The organism is Kordiimonas aestuarii, from assembly GCF_025574465.1.
GTDB lineage: Bacteria > Pseudomonadota > Alphaproteobacteria > Sphingomonadales > Kordiimonadaceae > Kordiimonas > Kordiimonas aestuarii.
In genome coordinates this window covers 968,724-993,640 of sequence record NZ_JAOBPP010000021.1, presented here as the reverse complement: position 1 = coordinate 993,640, position 24,917 = coordinate 968,724, and the positions used below count along the sequence as shown (strand labels likewise).

General features: G+C 56.0%; 20 protein-coding genes. 4 read left to right on the top strand and 16 right to left on the bottom strand.

Annotation, left to right across the window (positions count from 1 at the left end; translation table 11 throughout):
• Window positions 1–4: 4 nt before the first annotated feature.
• The 6 genes from OEU85_RS17115 to OEU85_RS17090 all read right to left on the bottom strand — a co-directional run bounded on the left by OEU85_RS17115 (window position 5) and on the right by OEU85_RS17090 (window position 7,800).
• Entirely contained in the window at window positions 5–742 is a 738-nt protein-coding gene (locus tag OEU85_RS17115) for an aspartate/glutamate racemase family protein (protein ID WP_262692748.1), read from the bottom strand.
• On the bottom strand, window positions 742–1,845 hold the full coding sequence (locus tag OEU85_RS17110; RefSeq protein ID WP_262692747.1) for a DUF917 domain-containing protein: 1,104 nt from the start codon (window positions 1,843–1,845) through the stop codon (window positions 742–744). Before OEU85_RS17110 ends, OEU85_RS17115 begins: the two co-directional genes overlap by 1 nt.
• A complete protein-coding gene (locus OEU85_RS17105) occupies window positions 1,845–3,404 on the bottom strand; it encodes a hydantoinase/oxoprolinase family protein (protein ID WP_262692746.1) in 1,560 nt (519 codons plus the stop codon). Before OEU85_RS17105 ends, OEU85_RS17110 begins: the two co-directional genes overlap by 1 nt.
• A gap of 138 nt (window positions 3,405–3,542) precedes the next feature.
• A complete protein-coding gene (locus tag OEU85_RS17100) occupies window positions 3,543–6,011 on the bottom strand; it encodes a helix-turn-helix transcriptional regulator (RefSeq protein ID WP_262692745.1) in 2,469 nt (822 codons plus the stop codon).
• A gap of 396 nt (window positions 6,012–6,407) precedes the next feature.
• Entirely contained in the window at window positions 6,408–7,016 is a 609-nt protein-coding gene (locus tag OEU85_RS17095; protein ID WP_262692744.1) for a glutathione binding-like protein, read from the bottom strand.
• A 70-nt stretch (window positions 7,017–7,086) separates the two neighbouring features.
• Entirely contained in the window at window positions 7,087–7,800 is a 714-nt protein-coding gene (locus OEU85_RS17090) for a peroxiredoxin-like family protein (RefSeq protein WP_262692743.1), read from the bottom strand.
• Between the two features lie 110 nt (window positions 7,801–7,910).
• Here OEU85_RS17090 and OEU85_RS17085 point away from each other — a divergent pair, with 110 nt between their 5' ends.
• Entirely contained in the window at window positions 7,911–8,513 is a 603-nt protein-coding gene (locus OEU85_RS17085; RefSeq protein ID WP_262692742.1) for a TetR/AcrR family transcriptional regulator, read from the top strand.
• Window positions 8,514–8,689: 176 nt separating this feature from the next.
• Entirely contained in the window at window positions 8,690–9,976 is a 1,287-nt protein-coding gene (locus OEU85_RS17080) for a serine hydrolase domain-containing protein (protein WP_262692741.1), read from the top strand.
• 34 nt (window positions 9,977–10,010) lie between these two features.
• On the opposite strand, the gene OEU85_RS17075 is transcribed toward OEU85_RS17080, so the two are convergent.
• The 5 genes from OEU85_RS17075 to OEU85_RS17055 form a co-directional block, all read right to left on the bottom strand.
• Window positions 10,011–10,796: an alpha/beta fold hydrolase gene (locus OEU85_RS17075; RefSeq protein WP_262692740.1), complete on the bottom strand. Its 786-nt coding sequence runs from the start codon at window positions 10,794–10,796 to the stop codon at window positions 10,011–10,013.
• Window positions 10,797–10,838: 42 nt separating this feature from the next.
• On the bottom strand, window positions 10,839–11,375 hold the full coding sequence (locus OEU85_RS17070; RefSeq protein ID WP_262692739.1) for a VOC family protein: 537 nt from the start codon (window positions 11,373–11,375) through the stop codon (window positions 10,839–10,841).
• Window positions 11,376–11,390: 15 nt separating this feature from the next.
• Window positions 11,391–11,996: an NAD(P)H:quinone oxidoreductase gene (wrbA, locus tag OEU85_RS17065; RefSeq protein WP_262692738.1), complete on the bottom strand. Its 606-nt coding sequence runs from the start codon at window positions 11,994–11,996 to the stop codon at window positions 11,391–11,393.
• Window positions 11,997–12,015: 19 nt separating this feature from the next.
• Entirely contained in the window at window positions 12,016–14,229 is a 2,214-nt protein-coding gene (locus tag OEU85_RS17060) for a TonB-dependent receptor (RefSeq protein ID WP_262692737.1), read from the bottom strand.
• 157 nt (window positions 14,230–14,386) lie between these two features.
• Window positions 14,387–15,166, bottom strand: a complete 780-nt coding sequence (locus tag OEU85_RS17055; protein ID WP_262692736.1) for a citryl-CoA lyase — start codon at window positions 15,164–15,166, stop codon at window positions 14,387–14,389.
• A 210-nt stretch (window positions 15,167–15,376) separates the two neighbouring features.
• Here OEU85_RS17055 and OEU85_RS17050 point away from each other — a divergent pair, with 210 nt between their 5' ends.
• On the top strand, window positions 15,377–16,516 hold the full coding sequence (locus OEU85_RS17050; protein ID WP_262692735.1) for a CaiB/BaiF CoA transferase family protein: 1,140 nt from the start codon (window positions 15,377–15,379) through the stop codon (window positions 16,514–16,516).
• A gap of 49 nt (window positions 16,517–16,565) precedes the next feature.
• Window positions 16,566–17,381, top strand: a complete 816-nt coding sequence (locus OEU85_RS17045) for an IclR family transcriptional regulator domain-containing protein (RefSeq protein WP_262692734.1) — start codon at window positions 16,566–16,568, stop codon at window positions 17,379–17,381.
• Window positions 17,382–17,388: 7 nt separating this feature from the next.
• On the opposite strand, the gene OEU85_RS17040 is transcribed toward OEU85_RS17045, so the two are convergent.
• The 5 genes from OEU85_RS17040 to OEU85_RS17020 form a co-directional block, all read right to left on the bottom strand.
• Window positions 17,389–18,276 (bottom strand): SDR family NAD(P)-dependent oxidoreductase, encoded by an 888-nt coding sequence (locus tag OEU85_RS17040; RefSeq protein WP_262692733.1) that lies wholly within the window; start codon window positions 18,274–18,276, stop codon window positions 17,389–17,391.
• Window positions 18,277–18,358: 82 nt separating this feature from the next.
• Window positions 18,359–19,057 carry a TetR/AcrR family transcriptional regulator gene (locus OEU85_RS17035; RefSeq protein ID WP_262692732.1) on the bottom strand — a complete coding sequence of 233 codons (699 nt, stop codon included), beginning with the start codon at window positions 19,055–19,057 and terminating at the stop codon, window positions 18,359–18,361.
• A gap of 61 nt (window positions 19,058–19,118) precedes the next feature.
• Window positions 19,119–20,711: an AMP-binding protein gene (locus OEU85_RS17030; protein WP_262692731.1), complete on the bottom strand. Its 1,593-nt coding sequence runs from the start codon at window positions 20,709–20,711 to the stop codon at window positions 19,119–19,121.
• Window positions 20,708–22,324, bottom strand: a complete 1,617-nt coding sequence (locus tag OEU85_RS17025) for a carboxylesterase/lipase family protein (protein ID WP_394805444.1) — start codon at window positions 22,322–22,324, stop codon at window positions 20,708–20,710. Before OEU85_RS17025 ends, OEU85_RS17030 begins: the two co-directional genes overlap by 4 nt.
• A 176-nt stretch (window positions 22,325–22,500) precedes the next feature.
• Entirely contained in the window at window positions 22,501–24,783 is a 2,283-nt protein-coding gene (locus tag OEU85_RS17020; protein WP_262692729.1) for a TonB-dependent receptor, read from the bottom strand.
• Window positions 24,784–24,917: the final 134 nt, after the last annotated feature.

The window sequence follows — 24,917 nt, the reverse complement described above, 5'->3', positions numbered from 1 at the left end:
GCCCCTACTGGAAGTGTGGAATATCGAAACCATCGACGGTCTTTGCACGAGGTGTTCCATAGGTGCGTTTACTGTGCCGAAGCCCGGCACGAACGACACCGGCTGCAACACAAACTGTCGTTGGGATAGGGTCGATCACAGGCAGGTCATATCCTTTGGCCTTGAGGGCCGCATCAACCGCTTCCGCGCAACCAAGAAAGCCGGTACACCCCAGCACAATAGCGTGAGCGCCGTCTTCTTCGACCGCTGCGAGAGACGCTTGTGACAGTTCTGACGTCAGGCGCTCCGGCGCGGCTTCAAGTTCCAGCACCGGTATGTCGATGACCCGCACTGATGCCAGCTTGTCACTCACACCGTAGACCTTCGCGAGGTTTTCAATCATCGGCACGACGGATTCGAGAACGGTCACCACGCTGAACCGGTGCGCCAGCATGGCGGCAAGATGCATCGATGCATCTGCGGGCCCAAGCACCGGAACCGAAACAACCTCTCGGGCCGCTTTAAGACCCGGGTCCCCCATGCAATCAATGATGATTGCATCAGCGCCAGCGCGTTCAGCCTTTATGGCTTCGACAACCACACCAGGAACCGCCAGAGCTTCATCGAACTCGCATTCGATCGAAGCTGGCCCCATCTCGATGAGAGACTGTGTGATCGTGAGGTCAGTGCTCATGAGCGGCTCGACATCTTCGAGTGTGCGGATACCTTGGGTCGTGATGGGCGTGATAAGATGTATATGCATTAGGCAAGGTCCTCGATCAGGGTTGCTATCGGTGCGTATGCCTCTTTGAGGCCGAAACATTTTGGTCCGACCACATCAAGCGCGCGCGGTGTTGTGAGAATTGGCGGTGCACTGCACCCGACAACGGCGACACGCTGACCAAAAGCAAGGCGCTCCGTCGGGATTGCCTGGGCCGTTTCCGCATCGACGATGGTAACGAGATCAGGCACGATACAGCGGAGCTCGCCGTCGACCGTCACAAGAAGATTCTCATTTTGAAATTTAAGCTCGGCTTTGCTGGGACCATTCATTTCCGAGATGGTGCAATTTCCGAAGACCCAGCCCCGGGTCGTGTCGCGTTCGAGGCCTGTGATCTTGCCTTTGAAGAGCACCGCCGCATCCGAATAGTATTCGTGAGCCCTGAGAACAGTGACCAACCGCTCAAGCGGGTGGCTGGCACTGCCGCTGTTGGCGATCGCTTCCCCGATCTGTATCGCGCCGGTCAGCGTTTTGGCAACAGTGGCACGTCGCGCCTCAGCCCCGGTCATGGCATAACAGGACATACAGACGCTCGCCCCCATCGCAGTGGCGACCGGACGGGAAAGCTCTTCTGCCTTCAGACCGGTCGTCGTCTGGAAAAGCGCGGAGTTGCCATGTTCGTCCGCTATCGTGAGCGGGGCACAGGCAATACCTTCAATATTGAAGCTTGTCATCTGCAGGGCAGGGAAAGCACGCCCCATACCGTCACCATCGATGATGGGAAGCCCCCTCATCGCCGCATAAGCGACCGGCATCATGGAGTTGCAGCCACCAATCTCGGCAGAAATCACGGCTGTTGCCTCACGGCCAAGGTAGCGCTCCAGCGCCTCGACGGCGCGGTGCTGATCCTCGATCGAAAAAAGCTTTTCAATCATGACCGTCGGCGCACCGAGAGCGGCCGCAATGAAAACATTATCTTCATCCTTGATGTCATCGACCGAGAGAATAGGCACCGGGCCGTGACGCGCGATGGCCTCCCGACACATAATCGAGCCAAGATAGGGGTCGCCTCCACCACCGGTTCCGAGGAATGATGAACCAATGGCAAGATGCTCGATATTGTCGAGTGTGATTTGCCTTGCCATTATTCGTTCTCCTCCATGGCTAAGTCGCCGACTGCGCGGCAAACGATGCGCGTTGCGCCGCCGGGTAGATATTGCAGTGGGACAGTTTCAATGTTGACAACTTCAACGGTGCCTTCACTGGCACCGGCTGCAACCGCTTGCGCGATCGCCTGCGCCTTCGCATCTTCAATGGCTGCCTCGCGGCGCGGCGCGTCTTCAAGGCTATATATCCGGTCGATCTCACCGCTGACCTGACCGATCGCAGCGCCAATCGCGTTGGCGACACCCGCATGTTCCGGGCACATCATTTCTGATACGCCCTGCGGCTTTTCCGAAACCAGAACAGAGCCACCACCAACAAGAATCATAGGAATGTCACCGGGAGCCGTTTTCATCCGATCGATCGCGTCAGCCAGCAGTGAACTGATGGCGTCGCGTGCGTCTGTTAAAAGGTCTGAAGGCAGACCGCTGACCCGGCCAGGATCGCCAAATTTCGCCTGCCCGCCAGCCACCGCGATATCGCTTGCCGTCAGGGTATTGCCACCAAAGATGAGCGCTTCTTCACGCAGGCGATACCCGACCGAATCCGGCCCGACACTGACACCCTTTTCTGCGTTGCGGATCAGGCTTCCGCCCCCAAGGCCAATCGATAGAATGTCCGGCATCCTGAAGTTTGTTCGAACCCCGCCAACATCCACATGAACCGTGGACTGGCGCGGAAAACTGGAAACCAGCACGCCGATGTCTGAAGTGGTACCACCGATATCGACCACAATTGCATCATCTGCACCTGTCAGCCACGCGGCCCCGCGAAGACTGTTCGTAGGCCCTGCGGCAAAAGTCAGAACAGGATAGCGCTGCATGTGATCGGCGCCCATCAAGGTGCCGTCATTCTGGCTGACAAAGAAAGGAGCAGAGATACCCAGATCAACCAGCGCCGATTTGAAGGCGGCGGCAATCTTGAGCGCCAGCGGGCGCAGGCTCGCATTCATGATAGCGGCGTTCTCGCGCTCAAGAAGCCCGACACGCCCAAGCTCGGACGACAAGGAAACCTCCAATTCGGGAGCGAGTTCACCGATCAGTTCTGCCGCACGCTGTTCGTGCGCTGAATTGAGCTGGCTGAAGATACAGGAAACTGCGATTTGCGTGATGCCTTTGTTGCACGCTTCCTTCACACAGTCAGCGATGGCAGCCTCGTCGAACGGAGAAATTTCCCGGCCATCAAATTCGAAGCCACCCCGCACCATTGCGGAACCACCCCGAATGGTTTTCTTGAGATCCTCAGGCCAGGATGAGAACGGCGGAATCCCCCGCCCGGCCGGAAACCCGATGCGGATCGCATATACAGGTACCAGTTCACGGCGCTGAACGAACGCGTTGGTGAAATGCGTTGTACCGATCATGACGGCATCAATTGCATCGGGCGTAATATTGCAATCGCTGATCAGCGCGCTGATTGCCTCACATATGCCGGAGCTCACATCTTCGCTTGTCGGCCGCTTAACCGCACCCAGCACGGTTTTTCCCGACAAAAGCACGGCATCTGTATTTGTGCCGCCAACATCTACACCTATTCTCATTCGTCTCCCCTCTGCATTTCATTGCAGACTAAAGTGGGGTGCGAAACCGAAGCAATACGCCTGAAAAGGAGGTTGACTATTCTACCTAGTAGTCCTATCTATTTTCATTTTTTTCATCTACTACTTAAATTAGTAGTATTAAACGATGAGCCCCTGTTTTCGACCAGCTGCGACGGCGGCGAGGCGGTCATGTACATCAAGTTTCTTGAAGATATTTTTGAGGTGATAGCGTATCCCATGCTCGGAAATATTCAGTTGCCTGGCGAGATGTTTATCCGACCCACCCGCCTGTAGAAGCCCCAATACCTCCAGCTCACGCGCGGACAAATTACTCACACCTGTTGTTCTGCGTTGACGCAGCCGATTGAAAACCGTTCTCGCAAACTGGCTTTCAACTTCATTGAAACCTGTATCCTCCACAAGTGCTGCCATTGAATCTGCGAGAGGGTTTGAGCCGAATTCGCTGAAAATCTGGCGCATGCCAGATTGCGCGCCCAGAAGAATGGCTTCCCTCAGGATAGCATCCGAACGCCGTGACCGGCCCACCAAAACCGTCAAAGAGAATTCCGCAAGCAGGTAGCGGAGACAACTGCGGACAAGCCCCAGCTCGCGCGCGTTCTCCCTCTCCGCCTTCAGAAGGTGCAAGGCTTGCGCGGTGCTACCCCGCTGCTCAAGCTCATAAGCCTGCGCAAGGGTAAATACCTCGCGTTCCTGCCAGCTCATGGTAGGGGATATTTCAGGCACCCTCCAGTGCGCAACTGTCCTGACCGAAATACCCTGAAACCGGTTTTCCCCCGCAACGCACAAACCGATCGCAACAAGCAGGTCCGCGACCCGAGGCAAACCCTGAGCACGCAGCTTTTGAGCTTCGTCTTCGACACGTATAAGGGTGGCGCCCAGACCATGCTCGGCCTGATTAAGGCGGATCATTGTTTCGTAAGCCGCGAAATAGATATCGAACCATGCCTCCGCATCCGGCATCCGATAGGCAGATCGCCTGACCGAGTTACGGGCGCGGGTCAACTGCCCCGCTTCAAATTCGACAGCAGCGCTGAGCGCGGCGATAACGGTTTCAACGCCAATGTCATGGGGGAATTCGCTCTTCCAGCGGCGATGAGCTTCCGACACACATGTCCTGGCCTGTTTCAACTCACCTTGTGCGAGGTGGATAGCTGCCTCATGCATATTCAGGAACATCAGATTATATCGTGACGCAGCCTTCTTTGCCTGTGTTCTGGCGTCAATCAGGTTGGCAAAAGCCCTGTCAAACCGGGCGCGCTGAGAATTCAAAATACAGGACAGAGTGGCAAGAAATGTCCCAAGCGCAGGGTCTTCCGCTTGTTCAGCGATCATTTTTCTAAGCATTTCCAGGTCGCCGGTCCGCTCAAGCGAACAGCCATAAACCATCAAGGTGACCCTTACGATTTCGAGATCCCGCGCGCGGGTATCATCGGGCCCGACCGTTGCGGCCAAGTCTTGAAACAGTTTTTGCGCAACCCTGATTCTACCCGCCTTCATATGGACGATGCATTCCATCATCCGCAGGACGGCGGAGCTTCCAATGACCTCGGCACTAGAATTCTGGACAAAATCCTTAACCACCGAGAAACCTTGCGCGATCCATATCCCAAGCGCTCCGTGGCTTTCCGCATAGTCTCGAATTCTCTCCGGCCTGCCGGCCTTTCGCGCGAGGGCGGTTGCTTCCCCAAGCTTGCCTTCCGATGAACAATGATCGGCGAGGGAAATCAGCACCTCCGGAGGGCTCCTGCCATCCAGCATATCAAGGGTCCCGCGCAGATAGACGCGCAGCGCCCGCTGGATTGTTATCCGGTCGCCGTCCCGATTAACAACGCCCTTCAGCCGGAAGGAAATATCTGCAAGGACCCGGTCGTCACGCCGTTCGCCACCCAGCGAAGCCAGGAACCTGAGATCCGGCGTCTCAAGCAGGCTGGCCTTCGAAAGTGCTGCAAGCTCCTCCGCACTGAATAGCGGCAGCACTTCCTGCACGATAAAGTCTGCAAGGCCACTATCTCTCAGGATGTCAAAGTCCGACCAGTTTTCCGGGATACTTGTCGTGGACGAGGCCCAGCGTGTCAGCAGCTCAAGCGCGATCGGCCAATCCCCTGCAAGCTCGTGAATGCGTCGCCGGACGTTCGGGCGCAACTGTTTCTTGATAAACTGGCTTTTCCACTGTTGTCTAAGCCTCAAAGCGGTCGCATCGACAATGTCTGGCATGATCGTGACAGAAAGCCTGGCAAGGGGTAGGTCACGCATTTGCCGAAGGACCAGAATAATCCGCTGATTGGTCTCATTCCCGGCAAGCCGTTCGAGCGCCTGAGCGAGCGCAGGCCCATTGCATGCACTGTTCCCGTCAATGACAGTCACCTGCGGCTTCACCGCAAGCAAGGCCTCGACCGCAGCATTGGGGTTTTGGGCGTGCTCAAGTGCATCGATCCAGCGCAAATCCAATCCGGTCGTTTTTGCTATGTGCTGCCCCGCCTCACGCGCAAGCCGGGTTTTGTGAAATCCGGGCGGGGCACATATCACAGTTACGGGCTTGCTAAGGACAATGCGTTCGATCAGTTGCTGGCGTTGTTCTTCAGACATAACGGGTCCACTACATGGTTCGCCATCAGGCATAGCGCATAAGCTGTTTACTACCAAGTAGGCAATAGCAGACGGACCAAGGCCTATCTCGTGCTGGCAGATAACCAGGGCGTTTGGCCTCACCGACCATAAGGTCTCCGCACATGACCTTCCGCCGGTAAAGGAAGATGAAGAGACCCAGAAACATCTCGACAGACAGCAGGAGCTTTGCGCCGAGATGATCCTGGAGACTGAACCGAACGACAGGTAAGCGCTCAGGTGTCTGGCTGGGAAAACCAGGACAGATCCCAGTAATCTGAAAGAAGTAGTGTCCACTTTTTGTGACAAGCCCATAACGTGAGACAAAGGCGCCGGGGCTTCTGCGCCTTTGTCCTTATCCTGCGGTGAAGCGGAAGGTTATAATAGTCCTTCAGCTTTCATCGCTGCAATGACCATGGGCTGTTCAAGCATGCGATCACGATATGCAATAAGCTGGGGCCACCGGCCAAGGTCAACCTTCGCCGGAGCGGTCCAAAGCAGGACGACAAGCAGATAGCTGTCAACCGCCGTCAATTCATCACCGAGCAGGAATACCTTGTCCGAAGACAGCTGCTGCGCCACGAGATCAAAGCGTAACGCGATCTTTTTCCGTACCGCCTCGCTATCTGCGCCTGCTTCGGTTTCAAAAAACAGCGACGCTGCGAAAGACTTGTGCAGTTCAGTGGCCGTGTACGCAAGCCATTCAATTGCGCGGCGCCGTTCCACACCGATGTCTGGCAGCAGCTTTGCGTGCGGGTACCTGGCGTCCAGTTCCAGCATGATCGAAAGCACCTCTGTCAGCATGTCACCGTCTTGGTCAATAAGAGCGGGCACATAACCCTTGGGATAATCGTCCCGGAACAATTGACCGTCCTCTGTCTTGCCCGTTGCCGGATCATACCGGACAAGTTCCGGCGCGACACCGGCTTTGCGCAGGGCGATGTGAACGGCAAGTGAGCAGGACATGGGAATATAATAAAGCTTCATGGATTTCATCCTTGCAGGAGCGTTGGGAATGGAGGTAGCTGTCGAGCCGGGACGACGTTTTTTGAAAATTTCAAACATATGCTTTTTCTGCCCCGTCCGCCTGCGCGAGGTCACGCAGCGCCTCAATGATGCTGTCAACTTCTGTACGCTTGCGGTAGTTGTTTGGCACAAAGGCACGGAACACCAAGCCGTCCTGCCCAACGACATATGTCGCCGGGTCAGCGACCATGTAGGAGCCATTACCTGTCAGCGCTTTTACGTCGATACCAATTTGGTCCAGCACGTCCCGGTGGCTCTTTGGCAACTCAAAAACAAGGCCGCACTTTTCAGCGAGCGTATTACCTGCGTCATGCAAGACATCAAACCCAACGGATGTAACAGCACCTGAAATAACATCTTCCGGCACACCTGCAGCTTGGAGCCTGTCAACGGCGCCGGGCATTTCGGGCGTGACGGCAACAAGGCTTGCGCCAAGCCGCGTAATCTCATGCAGCCTGCCATCATATTCCCTGAGTTGCAGGTTGCAGTAGGGGCACCACACACCGCGGTAAAACGTCAGGACCAACGGCCCACGGTCCAGATAGTCCTTCAGCTTCCCCGTTCCGCCGCCGTATTTCTCCAGTTCAAACCCCGGCACACCCATTTTGGGGCGCAAGGCTCTCTCGACGATGTCAAGTGCGCTGATCTCGCCTGCACCTTGTTCTATCAGGCTTGTGATTTCCGGCGGCAATGTGCCGCGAAAGTGTTGAATAGCATCGCGTATTTTTGCGTTCAGTGTCGGCACTTCCGTATTCCTTCAATTGACAAAACTCTTTTGTACACATATGAACATAATTGGTCATACCTATTTTGTACATATATGTACATAACTATTTTGGGACGGATGATAATCAGATGGCAAGGCCCGCAAAATTTGATCGGCAGGAAGCGCTGCAAACAGCGATGAACGCCATTTGGAAAAACGGGTTTGAGCAATCCTCTGTCAAGGCGCTCTCAGACCTTCTGGGCATAACGCGATCAAGTTTCTACAACAGCTTCTCATCGAGAGAAGCCCTGTTCCGGGAGGTGATGCCCGATTATGCCGCGCAAAGCCCCGATGCCCCGCTTTATGCAACGGCCCGCACACCGGTGCTGCCAATAATATGCGCAGTCTATCGCGACCTGTGCCGTGTGCGTGCGGCGGACCCTGAGGGCCGCGGCTGCATGATGCTCAATACAATCTGCGAGCTATGCCCGGAGACGGAAGGGCTGGGTTCAGAGCTTGCCGACAAGGTACTCGGCTCCATAGACAGGCTTGAGGAGCTGCTTGAGATCGCACGCTCAGGCGGCGAAATTACCGATACCGCCAACCCTCGCGCTTTGGCTTTGGCGCTGCAAAACCTGATGGTCGGGCTCAATGTGCTTTGCAAAGTTGTCCGTGACGAAGAGGAGCTATGGCTGTTGGCCCGAACAACACTTGAAGGCCTTGGCCTTTATCGAGAAGGCAAAGCAGCCTGAGCCAGATCACGAAAACCGGCAAGAAACCGGTGGCGGGCGGTGCCGTTGACCGACAATACACCGCCACTGACCGAAAACAGCAGCGTAAAGTACTGGAAAGTAAACACAAAATGAATATGTAGCCTGCTGCGAGGACCCCCTTGCATAATGATAATTCCAAACAGGGGAACCGAATAATGCTGAAACGGCTCATTACAATTTTTGCAGGTGCGCTTTTGCTGGCGGGCCTATGGGGCTTTGCTGTCCTGATGAATACGGAAAACGGCTGGTTTCGCAGCCCACTTGTGGAAACGAATGACGCCAAAAGCTTCGGCGATGCGGCCATCCGGTTGATCGAAAAACAGCGCGCAGGGAATATTGCTTTTGTTCTGCTGGAAAACGGCAATCCCGTCGTGCAGCATTATGCCTCCAAAGCTACGCTGGTGAATGGCGATACACTTTTTCAGGTTGCCTCTCTCAGCAAATGGATCACCGCATGGGGGGTCATGAGCCTTGTGGATGAAGGCAAGCTTGACCTTGATGCCCCGATTTCGACCTACCTGAGCCGTTGGGAACTGCCGCAAGGCGCGTTTGACAATAGCGGCGTGACAATACGGCGCCTCCTCAGCCATACTGCCGGTTTGACAGACGGCCTTGGTTATGCGGGATTCGAACCCGGTACGCCGGTGCAGGGTCTTACGGACTCACTGACAAAGGCTGCGGATGCTTCCCCCGGTAAGGACGGTGCCGTGCGCGTTGGTGTGGAGCCCGGCAGCGAATGGCGCTATTCAGGTGGTGGTTACACCCTGCTTCAACTGCTGATCGAGGAAGTATCAGGCCAGTCGTTCAACGATTTCATGACCGAGCGTGTATTCACCCCCCTTGGCATGACACGGTCCACCTTCATCATCGACGGTAAGGGCTTGGACAATATCGCCACAGCCTATGACACGGCGGGCGAGGAGGCCACACTTTACCGCTTCACTGCGCTGGCCGCGGCATCGCTTTATACCTCTGCCAACGACCTGACAAAGTTCCTTGCCGCGCAGCGCCCCGGCTCGGCCGAGGAGGCTATCGGCCGGGACGTCCTGAAGGCAGAAACCGTCGCCGCGATGTATGAACCGCACGCATCGACGCTGGGTCTCGATATCTGGGGGCTTGGCACCATGCTTTATGCACCGACCGGTCATCGCGGGTTCATTGTCGGGCATGACGGCAGTAACGAACCCGCGATCAATACCGCAGCGCGTCTCGACCCAACAACCGGCGACGGCATCATCCTCTTGGAAACCGGCAACAAAGCCCTCGCGTCGAATGTAGCGGGGGAGTGGGTCTTCTGGAAAACCGGGAAGGTGGACTTTATTGACCAGACTATCGGGGTGAAAAACATGTTTCTGGCGCTGATCGCCGGCTGGCTGGTCATCTTGGCGGGTGCAGTCTGGCTTGCCCTTCGCGCGCGCAAAACACTCCGGCAAACCGCTTGACCCTGAAGCGCACTGGCACACAAGCGAAGGCCTGTCAGTGCCCTAAAAAGCGAACCAAGGCGGCGTTATAGTCGTCCGATTTTGTGATGTTGGCAAAATGTCCTGCGCCCTTAATCTCGACGGCAAGGACCTTGCGCCAGACGGCTGGCAGAGTAACGGCCACGCTGCGCAGCCATGGGATATCCTGCTCGCCATACAGGTAAAGGGTTTGCACCGGCAGCGCCGCCATCTGGCCATATACGTCACCGGTATAAGCGTCGGGCGCCCCATGCAAAAGGTCCCGGCCCTCATAACCGGCGACAAGCGGCTGCATGATCCTCGGCATCAGCTTCATGTCAGGCGCGACAAGCGGATGGGCGCACCACTCCTCGACAAAACGTTTTTGCTCGCCGTTCTGCAGCAGGCGCCGATAGTGAGCGATGGGAATGGCTTCATTGTGGCTCGGCGCGCTTGGGAACCCGTCAACAGGTGCACCCTGAAGGGCCAATTGGTCAACCCGGCGTGGCCACGCGCAGGCAAACCTGAGCGCCACACGCCCCCCTTGCGACATGCCGACAAGCGCCGCGCTTTCAAACCCGAGGGTATCGAGCAACCTACGGATATCATCCACTTCCAGATTAATATTGGGCGGGGCGGTTGAGGTGCCAAAGCCGCGCCGGTCAACGGTGATAATCGTACATCCAGACGCCGCGAGGCGAAGCTGCGACGCCCACATACGCTGGTCAAGCGCCCAGCCATGCAGGAACAGCACCGCCGGGCCGCTGCCATAGGTAAAGGCGGTCAAGTACCCGCCATCCACGTCTATCAGATGTTCGGGCATAACCTCCTTCGGGCGTTTGTCGGTCGTTTGCTTGGCGCTTGTCTAGCGGATGTTGTTGTTCGGTGTGTGGTCGCCGGCAAGCCAGCGTTTCAGTTCCGCGTGTGCTTTGGTTCTTTGCGCCTTATTCAACGCCGCCGCCTCCGGCGCGTCCACCGTAAATTCCAGCAGCATGCGGTTCGGGTCCTTCACATAAACCGACTTGCAGTAGCCGTGGTCAAGAATATAGGTCTCCGGCTCCCTGATTCCTGCTTCCTCGATGCGCTCTATGATACCACCCTGGGTTTCCGCATCCACATTCAGCGCAACATGGATGAAGGGTGATTCCGCAAGCTCGGGGCCAAAAAGGTCCTGGTCTTTTGGCTCCACGAACTGGAAGAAGGCCAGCGCGCTGCCGTCAGCAAGCTCAAAGAAGCAGTGGGCATAGGTTCGCACCTCGCCAAACAGCTCCTCCTGTTCACACCATGTGGCAACAAGCGGCAGGCCGATTACCTCTTCATAGAATTTGCGTGTCGCCTCAAGGTCCTTGGAGACATAGGCGGTGTGATGCAGCCGTGTGGGCATCTTTGCTGATACTGTCATTTTCCCCTCCCGCGCTTATGAACTGGCCAGTTTCGCGGCAATTGCCGCCACATGCTTGCCCTGGTAGCGCGCCCCGGCAAGCTCGTTCTCGCTTGGCATGCGCGACCCGTCTCCCCCGGCGATCGTGGACGCCCCATATGGTGTCCCGCCAGAAATCTCTGTCATGATCGCATTGCCCTCAAAGGAATACGGCAAGCCCACAATCACCATACCATGGTGCAGCAGCGTGGTGTGCACGGAAGTGAGCGTGGTTTCCTGTCCGCCATGTTGGCTGGCGGTCGAAGTGAAGGCACTGCCCACCTTGCCGACCAGCGCCCCCTTCATCCAAAGGCCGCCGGTCTGGTCAAGGAAGTTGCGCATCTGCGCCGCCATATTGCCGAACCGCGTGGGTGCACCGATGATAAGGGCGTCATAATCCCCAAGCTCATTCGGGTCCGCCACCGGGTGCGATGCTTCGGTTTTCATGCCCGATGCCTTCAGCACATCCTCAGGCACCAGCTCGGGCACGGTTTTAATCGCGACCTCGGCACCGTCAAATTGCCGCGCGCCTTCAGCCACCGCATTGGCCATTACTTCCGTGTGGCCATAACCACTATAATAAAGAACCAGTATCTTGGGCATATACTCGCCTCCGGTTTGGTTAAAATCGCCTCATAAGCTCAATGCCGTAGCGGCGCGGCCTGGCCTTGAATACAAAGCCACCCGGCGAAAATTCAGCGTTATATTCCTTGTTGAACAGATTTTTGGCCCAGGCGGTGATTGTCCAGTCACCAAACTCAAGTCCCATGCGTGCATCCACAAGGTCAACCGGGTCACGTACAGTTGAGTTATCGATGTCCCACCATGTTTTGCCGATACGCTGATAATCAACCCGGGAGACAAGCCGTGTGTCATTGCCAACTTCAGCGGTATATTGCGCACCGAGGTTAAAGGTATATTCCGACACCTGCGGCAGCTTGTTACCTTCGACTGTCGCGTTCTGGAAGTCTTTGATCTCGCTGTCTGTATAGCCAAAGCCGAAATTGATATCGAAGCCCGGCAACGGCCGCACCGTGCCATCAAGCTCAAACCCGGTCAGCCGCCCCTCAGGCACGTTCCCCAAGTTCTGGGTCGAGTTTTCCGCGAGGAACACAAAGAAATAGGAATTTTCCGACTTGGTCGTAAACACGCTGCCGTTCAACACCATGCGGTTATCCAGAAGCGTGCTTTTGAAACCCGCCTCGAATGTCTTGGCGACCTCGGCCTCAAAAATATCGTTCACCCCCACGATCCCCGAGCCACCTGCCACGGCGCCAACTCCCGTCTGGTTGAAGCCACCGCTTCTGAACCCGGTGCTATAAGAGGCGTAGGTCGTCAGGTCGTCGTTGACGATATAACGCAAAGTGACCTTGGGTTGCCACTGGTCGAAAATCCGGTCACGCACGTCACCTGTAGCCCCGGCCGGGAAGCCCGGCACGTTGGGTAGATACTGGGTGGGTGTCAGGGTTGTCTGTTCACGCTTGTCCCGGTCATACCGCAGCGACGCGTTCAGCTCCAGATTAGTAGCAATATCATAGGTCGCGTCACCATAAGCCGCCCAAGCGAAATTATCCTGTTCGTCCGCAAGGAACGTCGCCTGAGGGTTATCCGGGTTTGTGCTGGGGGTCCGGTATACAGGGAATACACCAAGGCCCATATCCACCATATTACCGGTGGAGATATAGCGGTTGGTGCTGATCAGGTAACCACCTACCATCCAGCGGAACGGTCCGTCGCTGTTGGAGCTGAAGCGGAAATCCTGGCTCCAGGCTTCCACATCCAGATACTGGCTCTGGTTCAGGTCGACGCCCAGGATGGCGTAAAAGAGCGATTCTTCAATCGGGAGAAAATCAAATGCATCCCCGGTGAGAATCTCCTCAACGGTGTCATAGGATGTCACCGAATTGAACGTGCCGAAGTCGGTATCATAGCTCATCTTGACCGAGAAGTTCGTCATGTCGCGGTCGTTCTGCCCGGCGTTATTTACCCGCACCGGCAGGCTGGTATCATTCACATCCGCGACAATATTATAGTAGAAGGCTTGCGTACGCAGTTGCGACAACGATGCGCGAAAATCCACACTGAAATTCTCGGACGCTTCCCACAGCAGTTTGCCGCGCACAGAGAAATCCTGATAAGGGTCCGCCTCCTCATCCAGATAGGCGTTATTGATATACCCGTCTGTGTCGATAAAAGCGGCGGAGAGCCGGTATTTAAGCGCACTGCTTTCACCAAGCGGACCACCAACGCTGCCCTGCACCTTGTAGCCGGGGCCTGAGTCCATGCCCACTTTGACCATGCCTTCGGTCTCATCGGTCGGCGGCTTTGTCGTGATAACAATCGCGCCGCCAATAGCGTTGCGGCCATAAAGCGCGCCTTGTGGACCCTTGAGCACCTCAATCTGCTGGATATCAAAAAGCTCCTGGTTGAACTGCGCAGGATTTACCTGTTGTACCCCGTCGATCACCACGGCGACCGAGGGTTCCGAATTCCGGTTCTGGGTAATACCGCGCAGGGAAACGAACGCACTGCCGGCGTTTTGCGTTTCAATCAGGGTGAGATTGGATGTCAGGGCAACAAAATCCGCAGGGCGTTCAATCCCGGCATCGACAATCTTCTGTTCGGTAAAGGCTGTTACGGCTGCGGGCACCTTATCCAGCGATTCTGAGCGCTTGCGCGAAGTGACGACAATTTCTTCAATCGTAAAGCTGCTGCCGGTATCCGCGCTTTCGCCAGTGTCCTGTGCCCCTGCACCAGATGCCGCAAGAGGCGCCATCAGGGCTACCGCTGAAATCCCCCCTAACGCACGACCGGATACACTCAAGTTCCTTCCCATAACCGTCTCCCACGGGTGTTTCCCTAAGCGGCACAGCCCTTCCCGAGGCCATACCTACTTTTTCTCCCTGCCTGATCGATATTATATTCGATTATCGAAGTCAAGTTCGTATGTCGAATATTTTGATTTTTGGAGATGATGATGGGCACAGAAGCATCTACTTTCCGTCGTACTGAATGGCGCCCGCAGCCGCGTTGGACATGATGAACCCAATACCCCGTTCGCTTTCTTCCTGCAGGTGGCCAATCAGGCTTGCCGTCCGCGCCAGGAGTGAAATGCCCTTAAGGGCAGCCAGCGGGAAACCGACATCCAGCATAACGGTGGGGATTGCCCCGTTTACATTGATTGGCAGGCCACGCCCGATGACATCCGGCAGCACCTTCCTGACTGCCTGCACCATGCGGATGTGCGGCCCCTCCGCACCCCGCTTTTGCGCCAGACTGAACAGAAGGTTGGCGCGCGGGTCACCCTCGGCGTGCAAGGGGTGCCCAAAGCCGGGGATAGGCTTTTTCTCGGCTCGCAGCGCACCAACACCTTCAGCGGCCACGGTTTCAAAGTCACCACCATCAGCTGCTTTTTGGCACAAATCTGCGATAAATCGCCCCGCGACTTCGGCACTGCCCAATACCACACTGCCACACCCAAGCAGGCCAGCAGCCACTGCGCCCTGAAAGGCCTCGGGCGCTGCAGCGTATGTCATACGCGCAGCCACAACGCTAGGCACCAGACCGTGTTCCGCAATCGCCGCCAGCACGGCATTGGCAAAAAACACCTGGTTCTCGTTCGGCTCCTGCCCCGTTACCAGAAACCAGAAATAGCTGGTGAAGTCGGTCTTGCCGATCACCTCCGCGCACAGGTCCTTGCCGCGCACAGTGATGGTTTTATCGGTGGAGGTTGAGATTGCACTATAGGGCTGATCTGTTTTGCCGATACGCATAAGTTCGCTCCTTCCGGCTTTTGCTTTGCCTTATGGCTTTGGCCGCATCTTATGGAGAATTGCTCCGGTGTCAAAATAAATTCGATAATCGAACTTGTTTTCATTATTCGAATAACGTATATGTCAAACAGATTTGGCCGGGTCGGGGCCGCGTCACATCCCCACCCACCCGGCAGGTGTTTCGATATTTGACGAGTGTGAGGGAAGCAGATGATCAAGGTACTTGAAGGTGTGAAGGTGCTCGATATGGGCACATTTATCACTGGCCCTGCGGCAGGCATGTTTCTGGCCGACCTCGGTGCAGAAGTGATCAAGATCGAGAACCCGGACGGCGGTGATCCCTTTCGTGCTTTCAGGGGGGAGCTCTACAGCCCGCACTTCCAGACCTATAACCGCAACAAAAAAAGCGTCACGCTCAACACCAAACAGGATGAAGACCGAGCCATTCTTGACGCCATGGTGAAAGACGCCGATGTTTTTATCCAGAATTTCCGACCCGGCGTTGCCGACCGGTTGAATGTCAGCGCGGAACGCCTGCAGGGCCTCAACCCAAACCTGATTTACTGTGCTGTCTCCGGCTTCGGGCAGGATGGGCCTGAGCGCGACAGCCCCGCGTTTGACACCGTTGCACAAGCTGCAAGCGGTTTCCTCCGTCTGTTGGTGAACCCGGAAAACCCACGGGTGGTTGGCCCGGCACTCGCCGACGCCGTCACCGGCTTCTATGCGGCGTATGGTGTGTTAGGTGCCTTGTTCGAACGCTTCAACACAGGCAAAGGTCGGCTGGTGGAAGTCTCCATGCTGGAGGCCATGTGCCACTTCAATCTCGATGACTTCACCCACTATTTCTCGGACGATCAGGTAATGACCGCCTACAGCCGACCAAATGTGTCGCAGTCCTATGTGTTTGAAACATCCGACAGGAAATGGCTGGCGCTTCATATGTCTTCGCCAACAAAATTCTGGGAAAACCTGGCGCTGAGTGTGGGCAAGCCGGACATGCTGGATGACCCGCGCTTCAAGGACCGCATGGCCCGCATCGAACACTATGATGATGTGGTCGCTTTCCTGAAGCCGATCTTTCTTTCTGAAAGCCTGAAAGACTGGTGTGCGGTGCTATCCCAAAATGAGGTGCCACATTCACCAATGTATACGTCAAAGGAGGTAACGGAAACTGCTCAGTTCAAACACCTCGATATGATGCTGGAGACCGAGCACCCGGTCATGGGCACCTTCCGTACTATCCGCTCACCCCTGTCGTTTGACCACAAACGCCCGGCCAACGTGACAGCCCCGCCCGTGCTGGGCGAACATGACGCCACAATAAAAGCCCTTTACAAGGCCGGGCGCTAAGTTAAAAAGTTGAAGCCCCTTCAATGCTTGCGCGAGAACCGACCAGAATATGAGCACGGCAGACGATACTCAGAAAACCAAGGACCCCGAGTATCTGTCGACCCTTGAGCGCGGGTTGCGGGTCCTGAATGCCTTTGACGCCGACCACCCTGAACTGCCGCTCAGCGAGGTGGCCACAATCACAGGGCTGAGCCCGGCTGTGGCACGGCGCTGTTTGCACACGCTGCTGGAACTTGGCTATGTAGGCAAAAACGGACGACGCTTTATTCTCAAGCCCAAGGTGCTTGAATTTGGCTCCGCCTATCTGCACTCCATGAACCTTGAACAGGTCGCCACGCCTTACCTGCAAAAACTTCGGGATCAGACCGGCGACAGTTCATCGCTGGCGGTTCTGTCAGGCGATGAAATCCTCTATCTGGTACATGTGTCGACCGAGCGGAAAATCAGGCTGGGCGCTAGCGTGGGTACGCGCTTCCCCGTGCATGCGACATCACTCGGCCGCGCGCTGATGGCATACCAGCCCGACAGCGTGATTGACGCCTATCTCGACACCGTGGAACTCCGGAAGTTCACCGAACATACGATCACTGCCAAAGCCGAGCTGGAAAAGCGCCTGCGCAAGATCCGTCAGCAGGGCCATGATTCCGCGCAGGATGAGCTGGATTATGGCATCGTGTCAGTGGCCGTACCCATTTTTGACACCAACCGGCAGGTGGTGGCCAGCGTCAACTGCTCCACTTCCACAACACGAGTTTCACGTGAAAAACTGATTGAAGAACGGCTACCTCTGCTGCAAGACGCGGCGATTGAGATCGAGCTCGCCCTGAAAAAATGGCCTTTCCTGGCCAACTCCCTGCGGGGCTGAAAGCAGATTACTCCGCCTTGGCTGCCCGCGCCAGGCTTGCACCTGCCAATTCACGTTCTGACTGAATAAGCCCGTAGGCCGGGACAATTTCACCTGTCCGGTCGCTGATCCCATCCCAGTGGGCAATGACGTTTTCCCCTGCGCTCTCGCCGCCGCCAATATACAAACCTTCCGTAAGGGTGATGTTGGCGCGGGCAAAATATCCGGCCCCCGCACACAGAATGGCACGCGTCGGAGCGTTGTCCTGCGCTAGCGCCAGCAGGCCGGAACTCACCAGGTCCGGCGACAACTGCACCAGAGCCTCCTTTGTAAGAATGCCGTCCGTCATTTGGGTTGCAGCGGTGGGCGCCAAACAGTTTACCCGGATGCCATATTTTTCCCCCTCTAGCGCAAGCGTCTGCATCAGGCCAACGAGCGCCATCTTTGCGGCGCCGTAATTTGACTGGCCAAAACTGCCATATAGCCCCGAAGAGGAGGTGGTCATAACAATGCGGCCAAACTGTTGCTGCCGCATGATGCCCCAGACCGCCTTGGTGCAAATTGCCGCGCCCATAAGATGCACGTCGAGGACGAAACGAAAATCATCCATATCCATTTTGGCAAAGGTTTTATCGCGCAGGATACCGGCATTATTCACCAGGATGTCGATGCGTCCCCATGTATCCATCGCCCGGTCCACCATCACCGACACCTGTTTTTCATCAGTGACAGACGCTGCAACGCCAACGGCCTCTCCGCCGGCGGCGATGATTTCCGCCGCAACGCTTTCCGCGCTCACGCCGTCCATGTCATTGACAATGATACGCGCGCCATGACTGGCGAGCGTTAAAGCATGGCTACGACCAAGACCTGCGCCCGCCCCTGTGACGACTGCTGTGCGGCCCTCAAGGATCATCCTTGTTCTCCCTTCAGTTTTATTCACTCACTATTTAGTTAATTAAATTCATATGCCAGACCAACGATGCCTCACGGCCGGCTCAGGCCGTTACATCGTCCTCCGCTTGTTTGCAAATTGTCAGGAAACCACCAGCCATGAAGGCCGCCATGCGTTTCTTCACCGCTGCAAAATCTTCAGATCGGCATTTACCGCCGGAGAGCTTATCGATCCTGCCTGTCCGTGCCAGCGTAAGCATCAGTGCACCGGTTACAAAGTGATAGCCCCAGAAAATGTCCTCGTCTGGACAATCAGGCAATGCCTTTTTCAACAGGCCAATCAAACGCAGGACCACGGGATCGAAGTGCCTGTCCATCGTCTCGGCGCCCCATTCCGGTGTATTGGCGACCTGCGCGCCCAGGGCAGCGTAATTTCTCCACCCCTCACCACCCTCAATGTAAAGATCAAGGTCCGTATCAAGGAATGCCCTTAGGGCACCTTCTACCGTTGGTTTGCCATTTGTTGCCTTGTCGTATTCATCCAGCATTTTCATGCGACGTTCGCTGGTCACCACGGCGCGGCGGGCAAAAACAGCATCAAACAGAGTTTTTTTGTCATTGAAATAATAGTTCAGTAGCGTGTGGTGGGCCCCAACACGCTTGGCCACATCCTTCAGGGTCACGCCATAAAGGCCGTGTTTGGAGAACAGAAATTCAGCGGCATCGAGAATTTGCTCGATCTTTTCGGCGCGCTGCTGCTCCTTGACCTGGCGTTTACCTGGAGTCTTTTTCGTTGCGGACACTCTATCGCCTTTCAATCCGTAGTTCAGAACCTTGCCTTTACGATTTTGGAGAATCGCAGTGTCAGTTCCCGCCATAATCCAATCTTAGGCGCATTTTGTCTACTTTGCCGGTAGGCGCAAGGGGCATCTGTGTCACACGCACGATAGCATCGGGCACCCACCAGGACGCAACACGACCCGACAGCGGAGAAAGCAGCTCTTCATCACTCAGCGTTTGGTCCTCCCGCATCTCAACCAGCAGGATGGGACGTTCGCCCCACTTTGGATCTATCCGGCCAATAACCGCGGCCAGCGATACCTGGGGAATTGCGCCCACTACAGCTTCGATTTCAGCAGGATTGATCCACTCACCGCCAGATTTAATCAGATCTTTCGAGCGCCCTGTAATGATAAGGTTGCCGTCATCGTCAATGCGTGCAAGGTCACCGCTGTCGAACCAGCCGTCCGCATCTGTTGCCGCTTCATCAGCGCCAAAATATCGTTCAATAACTGCGGCGCCCTTTACGTGAAGCCGACCCTCAGTGTTGCGCTGTTCAGGTAGCGGGCTTCCCTCAGAGTCCTTCAGCAGCAAGTCGACCCCCACAGCGGGCCGGCCGGACAACGAGGGTTTTCTTGTCGAGTCATTCGGCGGTGCGAAGGTACCGGACGGCGAAAGCTCGGTCATGCCCCAACTGGTTTGCACGGTGACCCCCAACCGTTTTTCAATACGCGCCATCAGCGCGGGTGGCATGGCAGCCCCACCCACAATGATCCGCTTGAGCGACGGTAACTCCTTGCCGGTTGCGTCAAGATAATCTGCCAGACCGACCCAGACAGTAGGGACGCCGACAGCGATCGTGACCCCTTCAGCAGCGATCAGATGGGCCAAGCTGGCGCCGTCAGCGTTACGCCCGGGCAGCACCAGTTTGGCGCCTGCGGCCGGCGCAGCAAAAGGCAGCCCCCATGCGTTAGCGTGAAACATGGGTACAACCGGCAAAACAACATCTCTGGAGGTGAGGCCGATAACGTCGGCCTGAAGTAGCCGAAGCGTATGCAGATAGCTGGAGCGATGGGTATAGGTCACGCCCTTTGGTGCGCCTGTTGTACCAGACGTAAAACAAAGGCCAGAGGGCGCTGTCTCGTCAAACATTCCCCAGCTAATCGTGTCTTTCGCTTCTTCCATTGCAGTCTCCAGCACATGGACGACTGGACCGCTGTTTGTATTTTTCCAGGCACCTACGTCGCCGTCGATCAGCATAGCATGCCGAATCGTTGGACACAGGGCACAGATTTCTGCCGCCAAACCGGAAAGATCAGCGCTCATGATCAATACAGCCGCTTGAGACTGAGCCAGCATCTCTGCAAGCTGAACAGCTGTCAGGCGCGGGTTCAGTGTATGGCATACCGCCCCCATGCCCATGACAGCGTACCAAGCCTCCACGTGAGCCTGTGTGTTCCATGCCAGAGTGGCAACATGGTCGCCCTGCGAGATGCCGAGCCCGTCAAGCACCGCAGATATATGACAGGCGCGTTGCCGCAACACACGATATCCGACACGGCCGGCCGGACCGCCCTCGCGGGCGGTAACGACTTCGGTAGTCGGATGCCATTTGGCGGCATGATCAAGAAATTTATCAAGGGTCAGCGCAAATGGCTGCATGGCGCCGTCAGTCATGGACACTCCGAACTTTCAGGTGGCAACGGGGGCGAAATGATCCCTACGTTCCAGTTCCATGAGATGCCGCCGTCCTTGACACGGCGGCATACAACTTCCTCATGAAGCTCATAGGTTCCAGGCAGCAGGTCACGTGCTGCGCGCGGGACATCCGCAAAATACATATAGGCCTCTTTATCCGCATAAGACCGCCACACGGGATAGTCTTCCGCCCGTGGGGCTCCGCTTTTCACGAAAGACGACCAATAGCCCATCATGGCATCAACTGTTTTGAGGTCTGCCGTATTGCCCTCAACCCGTGGCCAGAGGTCCGGTGTTTTTTTCCAGGTGCCGAAGACATAGGGCAGTTCGCTCGCATGGAAGGCGTGCAAACCCCACTTTTGCGCAGCCGGATAGCCATGATCGAAGATATAGAGATAAGACGGGATACCGAGCGCGGCTTGCTTGGCCACCAGTCGTTCGGACGTCCAGCCATACATGGCGTCACGTGTGGTTGCCAGCATGCTTTCATCCAGATTTTCAGGTGGATAGCGCTCAAGAAAAGCATCCGCCAGCTCGCCATACCCCTGACGGATCGCCGCCACATATGCTTCCGCACTTTCAGGCTTTGGCGGCAGGAGGAAACGAAGCGAACGAATCTCCCCGCTGTTGAACCCCGTCAGCACGGGTACCGGCGCCTGCTCACCCCGGTCGAACACCTCTACCAACTGGCGTGGTAACACCTTTCCATCAATGGCACCAAAGGGCTGAAACCCGACTTCAAGCGCCTCGTTCGCGACCGCCGCCGCGTCCATTGCCCGCAAGTCAGCAAGGTTTTTGGCGCCGAGTTTCTCCGTAAGCCATGTGCCAACGGCCTCCTGCGGGATCTGGCCGTGTTCATTCCCACGCAGCGGCGGCGTAGTGATCATATAGGCGCTTTGGGCGATGGCTTTGTCAAAAAGCCCGCGCGCGGGTGGCGACGCCATAAGATACATAACGCTGAGTGCACCGGCGGATTCACCCGCGACGGTGACATTTTCCGGGTCTCCGCCAAAGGCAGCAATGTTCTGCTGGACCCATTTCAAGGCTGCAATCTGATCAAGCAGGCCATAATTACCCGAAACATTGTCACCGGACTCTGCACTTAGTTCCGGATGTGCAAGATAGCCCAGCGCCCCAAGGCGGTAATTGATGGAGACGACAACCACACCGGTTTCTGCCAGCCGCGTGCCATCATACATTTTCTGTTTTGATGCCCCACTCCTGAGCGCACCGCCATGAATCCAGACAAAAACGCCGGCTTTCCTCGCGTTGGCAGGTGCCCAGATATTGAGGCTCAGACAGTCCTCGCTCATCTCGCCGATATCTTCGGCGTAGATGCTGCCGGTATGGCGCACTGGCTGCATACATGCGGGACCAAAATTCTTGGCTTCACGCACACCGTCCCACGCAGTGGCTGGCATTGGCGGCTTCCAGCGCGCATCGCCAACCGGCGGCGCGGCATAAGGAATGCCCTTGAAAATCTTGATATCGCCACGCGACTTGCCTTCAATGGTACCGGCTGGCGCTTCCACGACCGGGTCCTTTGCGACCACGCAGGTAGATATCACCACTGCCGACGCAATTATCACCATGACCCGATGAATAGATGATTGGAAAAAAGAAACCGCAGACATCAATTTTGACCCCCGTTTTTTTGCGTGCAACATGGGCAACGGTGACCCGGCTCCGCGAACAGTGTCACGGAGCCGGTGCCGGAGGGGTTTGCATGCGCACAAACCCGGGCTGGAAGCTTGTTTGAGATCATTGATCAATATTCGATGCTGAACCTCAGGCCGACGGTACGCGGCCGCAAGGTACCGTAGCGACTAGCGATGAAGGCTTCAGGATGCACGTAAGTGATCGAATGGTCGTCAAACAGGTTTTCGACATAGGCGATGAGCGACCAGTTGTCCTTTTCGTAGCCGAGATGTGCATTCACATTCTCGAAGCTGTCGGTGTAGTCATAGGTTGGTTGCTCAACACCCGGCTGACCGGCCACATACTGGAACAGTCCCGGGAACGATCCGACATGGGTAATGGTCGTGGACACATATCCCCGTGCGTCGTCACCGATATCAAACGCATACTTAACCAGCGCAGACCCCTGGAAGTGCGGTGACGCAAGCCTCGCTCCTTCCACGGCGCCGGAGAACCCTGCTTCTTCAGCCGTAAGTTCTGTCACCTTCGCATCGTTGAACGAGCCATTGAGGTTGATCGTCAGCCCTTTGGTCGGGTTCATCAACAGTTCAAACTCGATACCCTTACTGCGTGCAGCACCGATATTGGTGGCAAACTGAACGGAGTCAGACACCCGATTTGCCTGCACCTGGATGTTTTTCCAGTCAATGAGATAGGCAGCGAGGTTGGCGGTGAACTTGCCATCAAACCATGAGCCCTTGAGGCCAACTTCATAGTTGATGAGTTTGTCAGAGTCCGCACCATCGGGAATGATGATGTCATTCGGGTCATTGAGGCTTGGCACACCCGCCCGGGCATTCACCACCGGCGAGCGGAAACCAGTCGAAACCGTCGCATAAGTCGTGATGTTGTCCGACGGTTTGTAAGAGACACTCCCCTTGTATGCAAACTTGCTGGCGGACGCTTTTTCCCCTTCAGCCGCCAACACCGGCGCAATCGTCAACGGGCCACTGTACCCCGTCAGGGCGGCAGTCAGATAGTTGCTCTGATACCCGCCTCCTTCGGTGATGGTCTGTACGTCGATACTGCCATACCGAAGACCCCCTGTGATCCAGAAACTATCCGAGAAGCGATATGTCAGCTCGCCAAAGCCCGCCAGTTCATGGATGTTGGTGTGGTTAAATAGCAGCGAATAGGTGTCGTTCGGAAGACCGGTTAGGCCGCGAGCATCGAGGAAATCGTCAGATGCGCGATAGGCGAAGTCCACATCACGGCGTTTAGAGAAATAGAAGCCGCCAATGACCCATTCCCAATTGCTGGTATTGTCGGAAACCAGCCGAGCTTCCTCAACAAAGATCTTGTCATATGCAGCAGCATCGAGCCGGAACGGAATGGTGAAAGCAAACGTATTCGCGAGGTCTACAAAGAACTGCTGGTCAAAGTCCGAATAGGTGGTCGAACTTGTGAACCGTGCACCGTCGAATTGGTATTCAACCGTAGCGTTGTAGCTGGTGAGAATACCTGTAAAGAGGTCCGGACGCTCCGAATAGCGGGTTTCCTCTCCAAGAGTTGGATCGGTGAGCGATGAATCCTCAGGATAGCTGTCCTCGTGGCTTGCAAGCAGCTTTACAGACAGACGATCTGTCGGTTCCCAAAGGAGCACGGCACGCCCGCCCCAGTCCTTGAGCGAGTTGGAATTGTGCACACCCGTGCCAACGTTATCGAGATACCCTTCTTCATCGCGGTAAAAACCAACAACCCGAAGTGCGAGCTTGTCATCCACAATCGGCACATTGACCATCGCATTATACCGTTGACGGAACGAATCCGACCCTGTCAGGCCATAATCCACAAGCGCGGACATCTGGAATTCATCCAGATCCGGTTTGTTAGTGATAATACGCATGGCACCAGCAAGAGAGCCGGAGCCAAACAGCGTACCCTGGGGGCCGCGAAGAAATTCAACCCGCTCCACATCATAGAGGTTCGGGTCAAGAATTGTGGAGTTGCCGTTCGCAGAGATCGGCAGTTCATCGATATAGATTGCTACCGTGCTTTGCAGGTTGGCACCATAGCCGTTTGTTGCGATACCGCGTGCGGTAAAGTTGTTAAAGTTCTGAGTAGGCCGGTTAACCACAACACCTGGCGTCAAATGAGCGACACCCTCGTAGCCGACCACACCTTCGTCCGATAGCTTATCCTGCGTAAATGCAGTAACACTAAGCGGTACATCCTGCAGACGTGCATTCCGCCGCGTGGCGGTCACGATAATTTCCTGCAGCTCTACCTCAGACGAATTGCGTTTTGCTTCTTCCTGCTCATCTCCTTCCAGATCAGCAGCTTGACCGTAGGCAATGGTGGAGCCTGCGGTCACCGCGGCCAAACATGCCGCAGCGCGTAGAAAACCTTTCATATTTCCTCCCCTTCCCGTGCCGATCGGAAATGTCGGCACGGTGGGATCATGGCACGTCTGGTGACATTCGTCAATATTCACTCACACGCGTGTGAATAAATATATGTTAATTGCTATTACGGCAGATAAAGGCA

Bases quoted from the DNA above. Each gene is read 5' to 3' on its own strand.
- OEU85_RS17115 (WP_262692748.1), bottom strand. From the start codon at position 742: ATGCATATACATCTTATCACGCCCATCACGACCCAAGGTATCCGCACA.
- OEU85_RS17110 (WP_262692747.1), bottom strand. From the start codon at position 1,845: ATGGCAAGGCAAATCACACTCGACAATATCGAGCATCTTGCCATTGGT.
- OEU85_RS17105 (WP_262692746.1), bottom strand. From the start codon at position 3,404: ATGAGAATAGGTGTAGATGTTGGCGGCACAAATACAGATGCCGTGCTT.
- OEU85_RS17100 (WP_262692745.1), bottom strand. From the start codon at position 6,011: ATGTCTGAAGAACAACGCCAGCAACTGATCGAACGCATTGTCCTTAGC.
- OEU85_RS17095 (WP_262692744.1), bottom strand. From the start codon at position 7,016: ATGAAGCTTTATTATATTCCCATGTCCTGCTCACTTGCCGTTCACATC.
- OEU85_RS17085 (WP_262692742.1), top strand. From the start codon at position 7,911: ATGGCAAGGCCCGCAAAATTTGATCGGCAGGAAGCGCTGCAAACAGCG.
- OEU85_RS17080 (WP_262692741.1), top strand. From the start codon at position 8,690: ATGCTGAAACGGCTCATTACAATTTTTGCAGGTGCGCTTTTGCTGGCG.
- OEU85_RS17075 (WP_262692740.1), bottom strand. From the start codon at position 10,796: ATGCCCGAACATCTGATAGACGTGGATGGCGGGTACTTGACCGCCTTT.
- OEU85_RS17070 (WP_262692739.1), bottom strand. From the start codon at position 11,375: ATGACAGTATCAGCAAAGATGCCCACACGGCTGCATCACACCGCCTAT.
- wrbA (WP_262692738.1), bottom strand. From the start codon at position 11,996: ATGCCCAAGATACTGGTTCTTTATTATAGTGGTTATGGCCACACGGAA.
- OEU85_RS17060 (WP_262692737.1), bottom strand. From the start codon at position 14,229: ATGGGAAGGAACTTGAGTGTATCCGGTCGTGCGTTAGGGGGGATTTCA.
- OEU85_RS17055 (WP_262692736.1), bottom strand. From the start codon at position 15,166: ATGCGTATCGGCAAAACAGATCAGCCCTATAGTGCAATCTCAACCTCC.
- OEU85_RS17050 (WP_262692735.1), top strand. From the start codon at position 15,377: ATGATCAAGGTACTTGAAGGTGTGAAGGTGCTCGATATGGGCACATTT.
- OEU85_RS17045 (WP_262692734.1), top strand. From the start codon at position 16,566: ATGAGCACGGCAGACGATACTCAGAAAACCAAGGACCCCGAGTATCTG.
- OEU85_RS17040 (WP_262692733.1), bottom strand. From the start codon at position 18,276: ATGATCCTTGAGGGCCGCACAGCAGTCGTCACAGGGGCGGGCGCAGGT.
- OEU85_RS17030 (WP_262692731.1), bottom strand. From the start codon at position 20,711: ATGACTGACGGCGCCATGCAGCCATTTGCGCTGACCCTTGATAAATTT.
- OEU85_RS17025 (WP_394805444.1), bottom strand. From the start codon at position 22,324: ATGGTGATAATTGCGTCGGCAGTGGTGATATCTACCTGCGTGGTCGCA.
- OEU85_RS17020 (WP_262692729.1), bottom strand. From the start codon at position 24,783: ATGAAAGGTTTTCTACGCGCTGCGGCATGTTTGGCCGCGGTGACCGCA.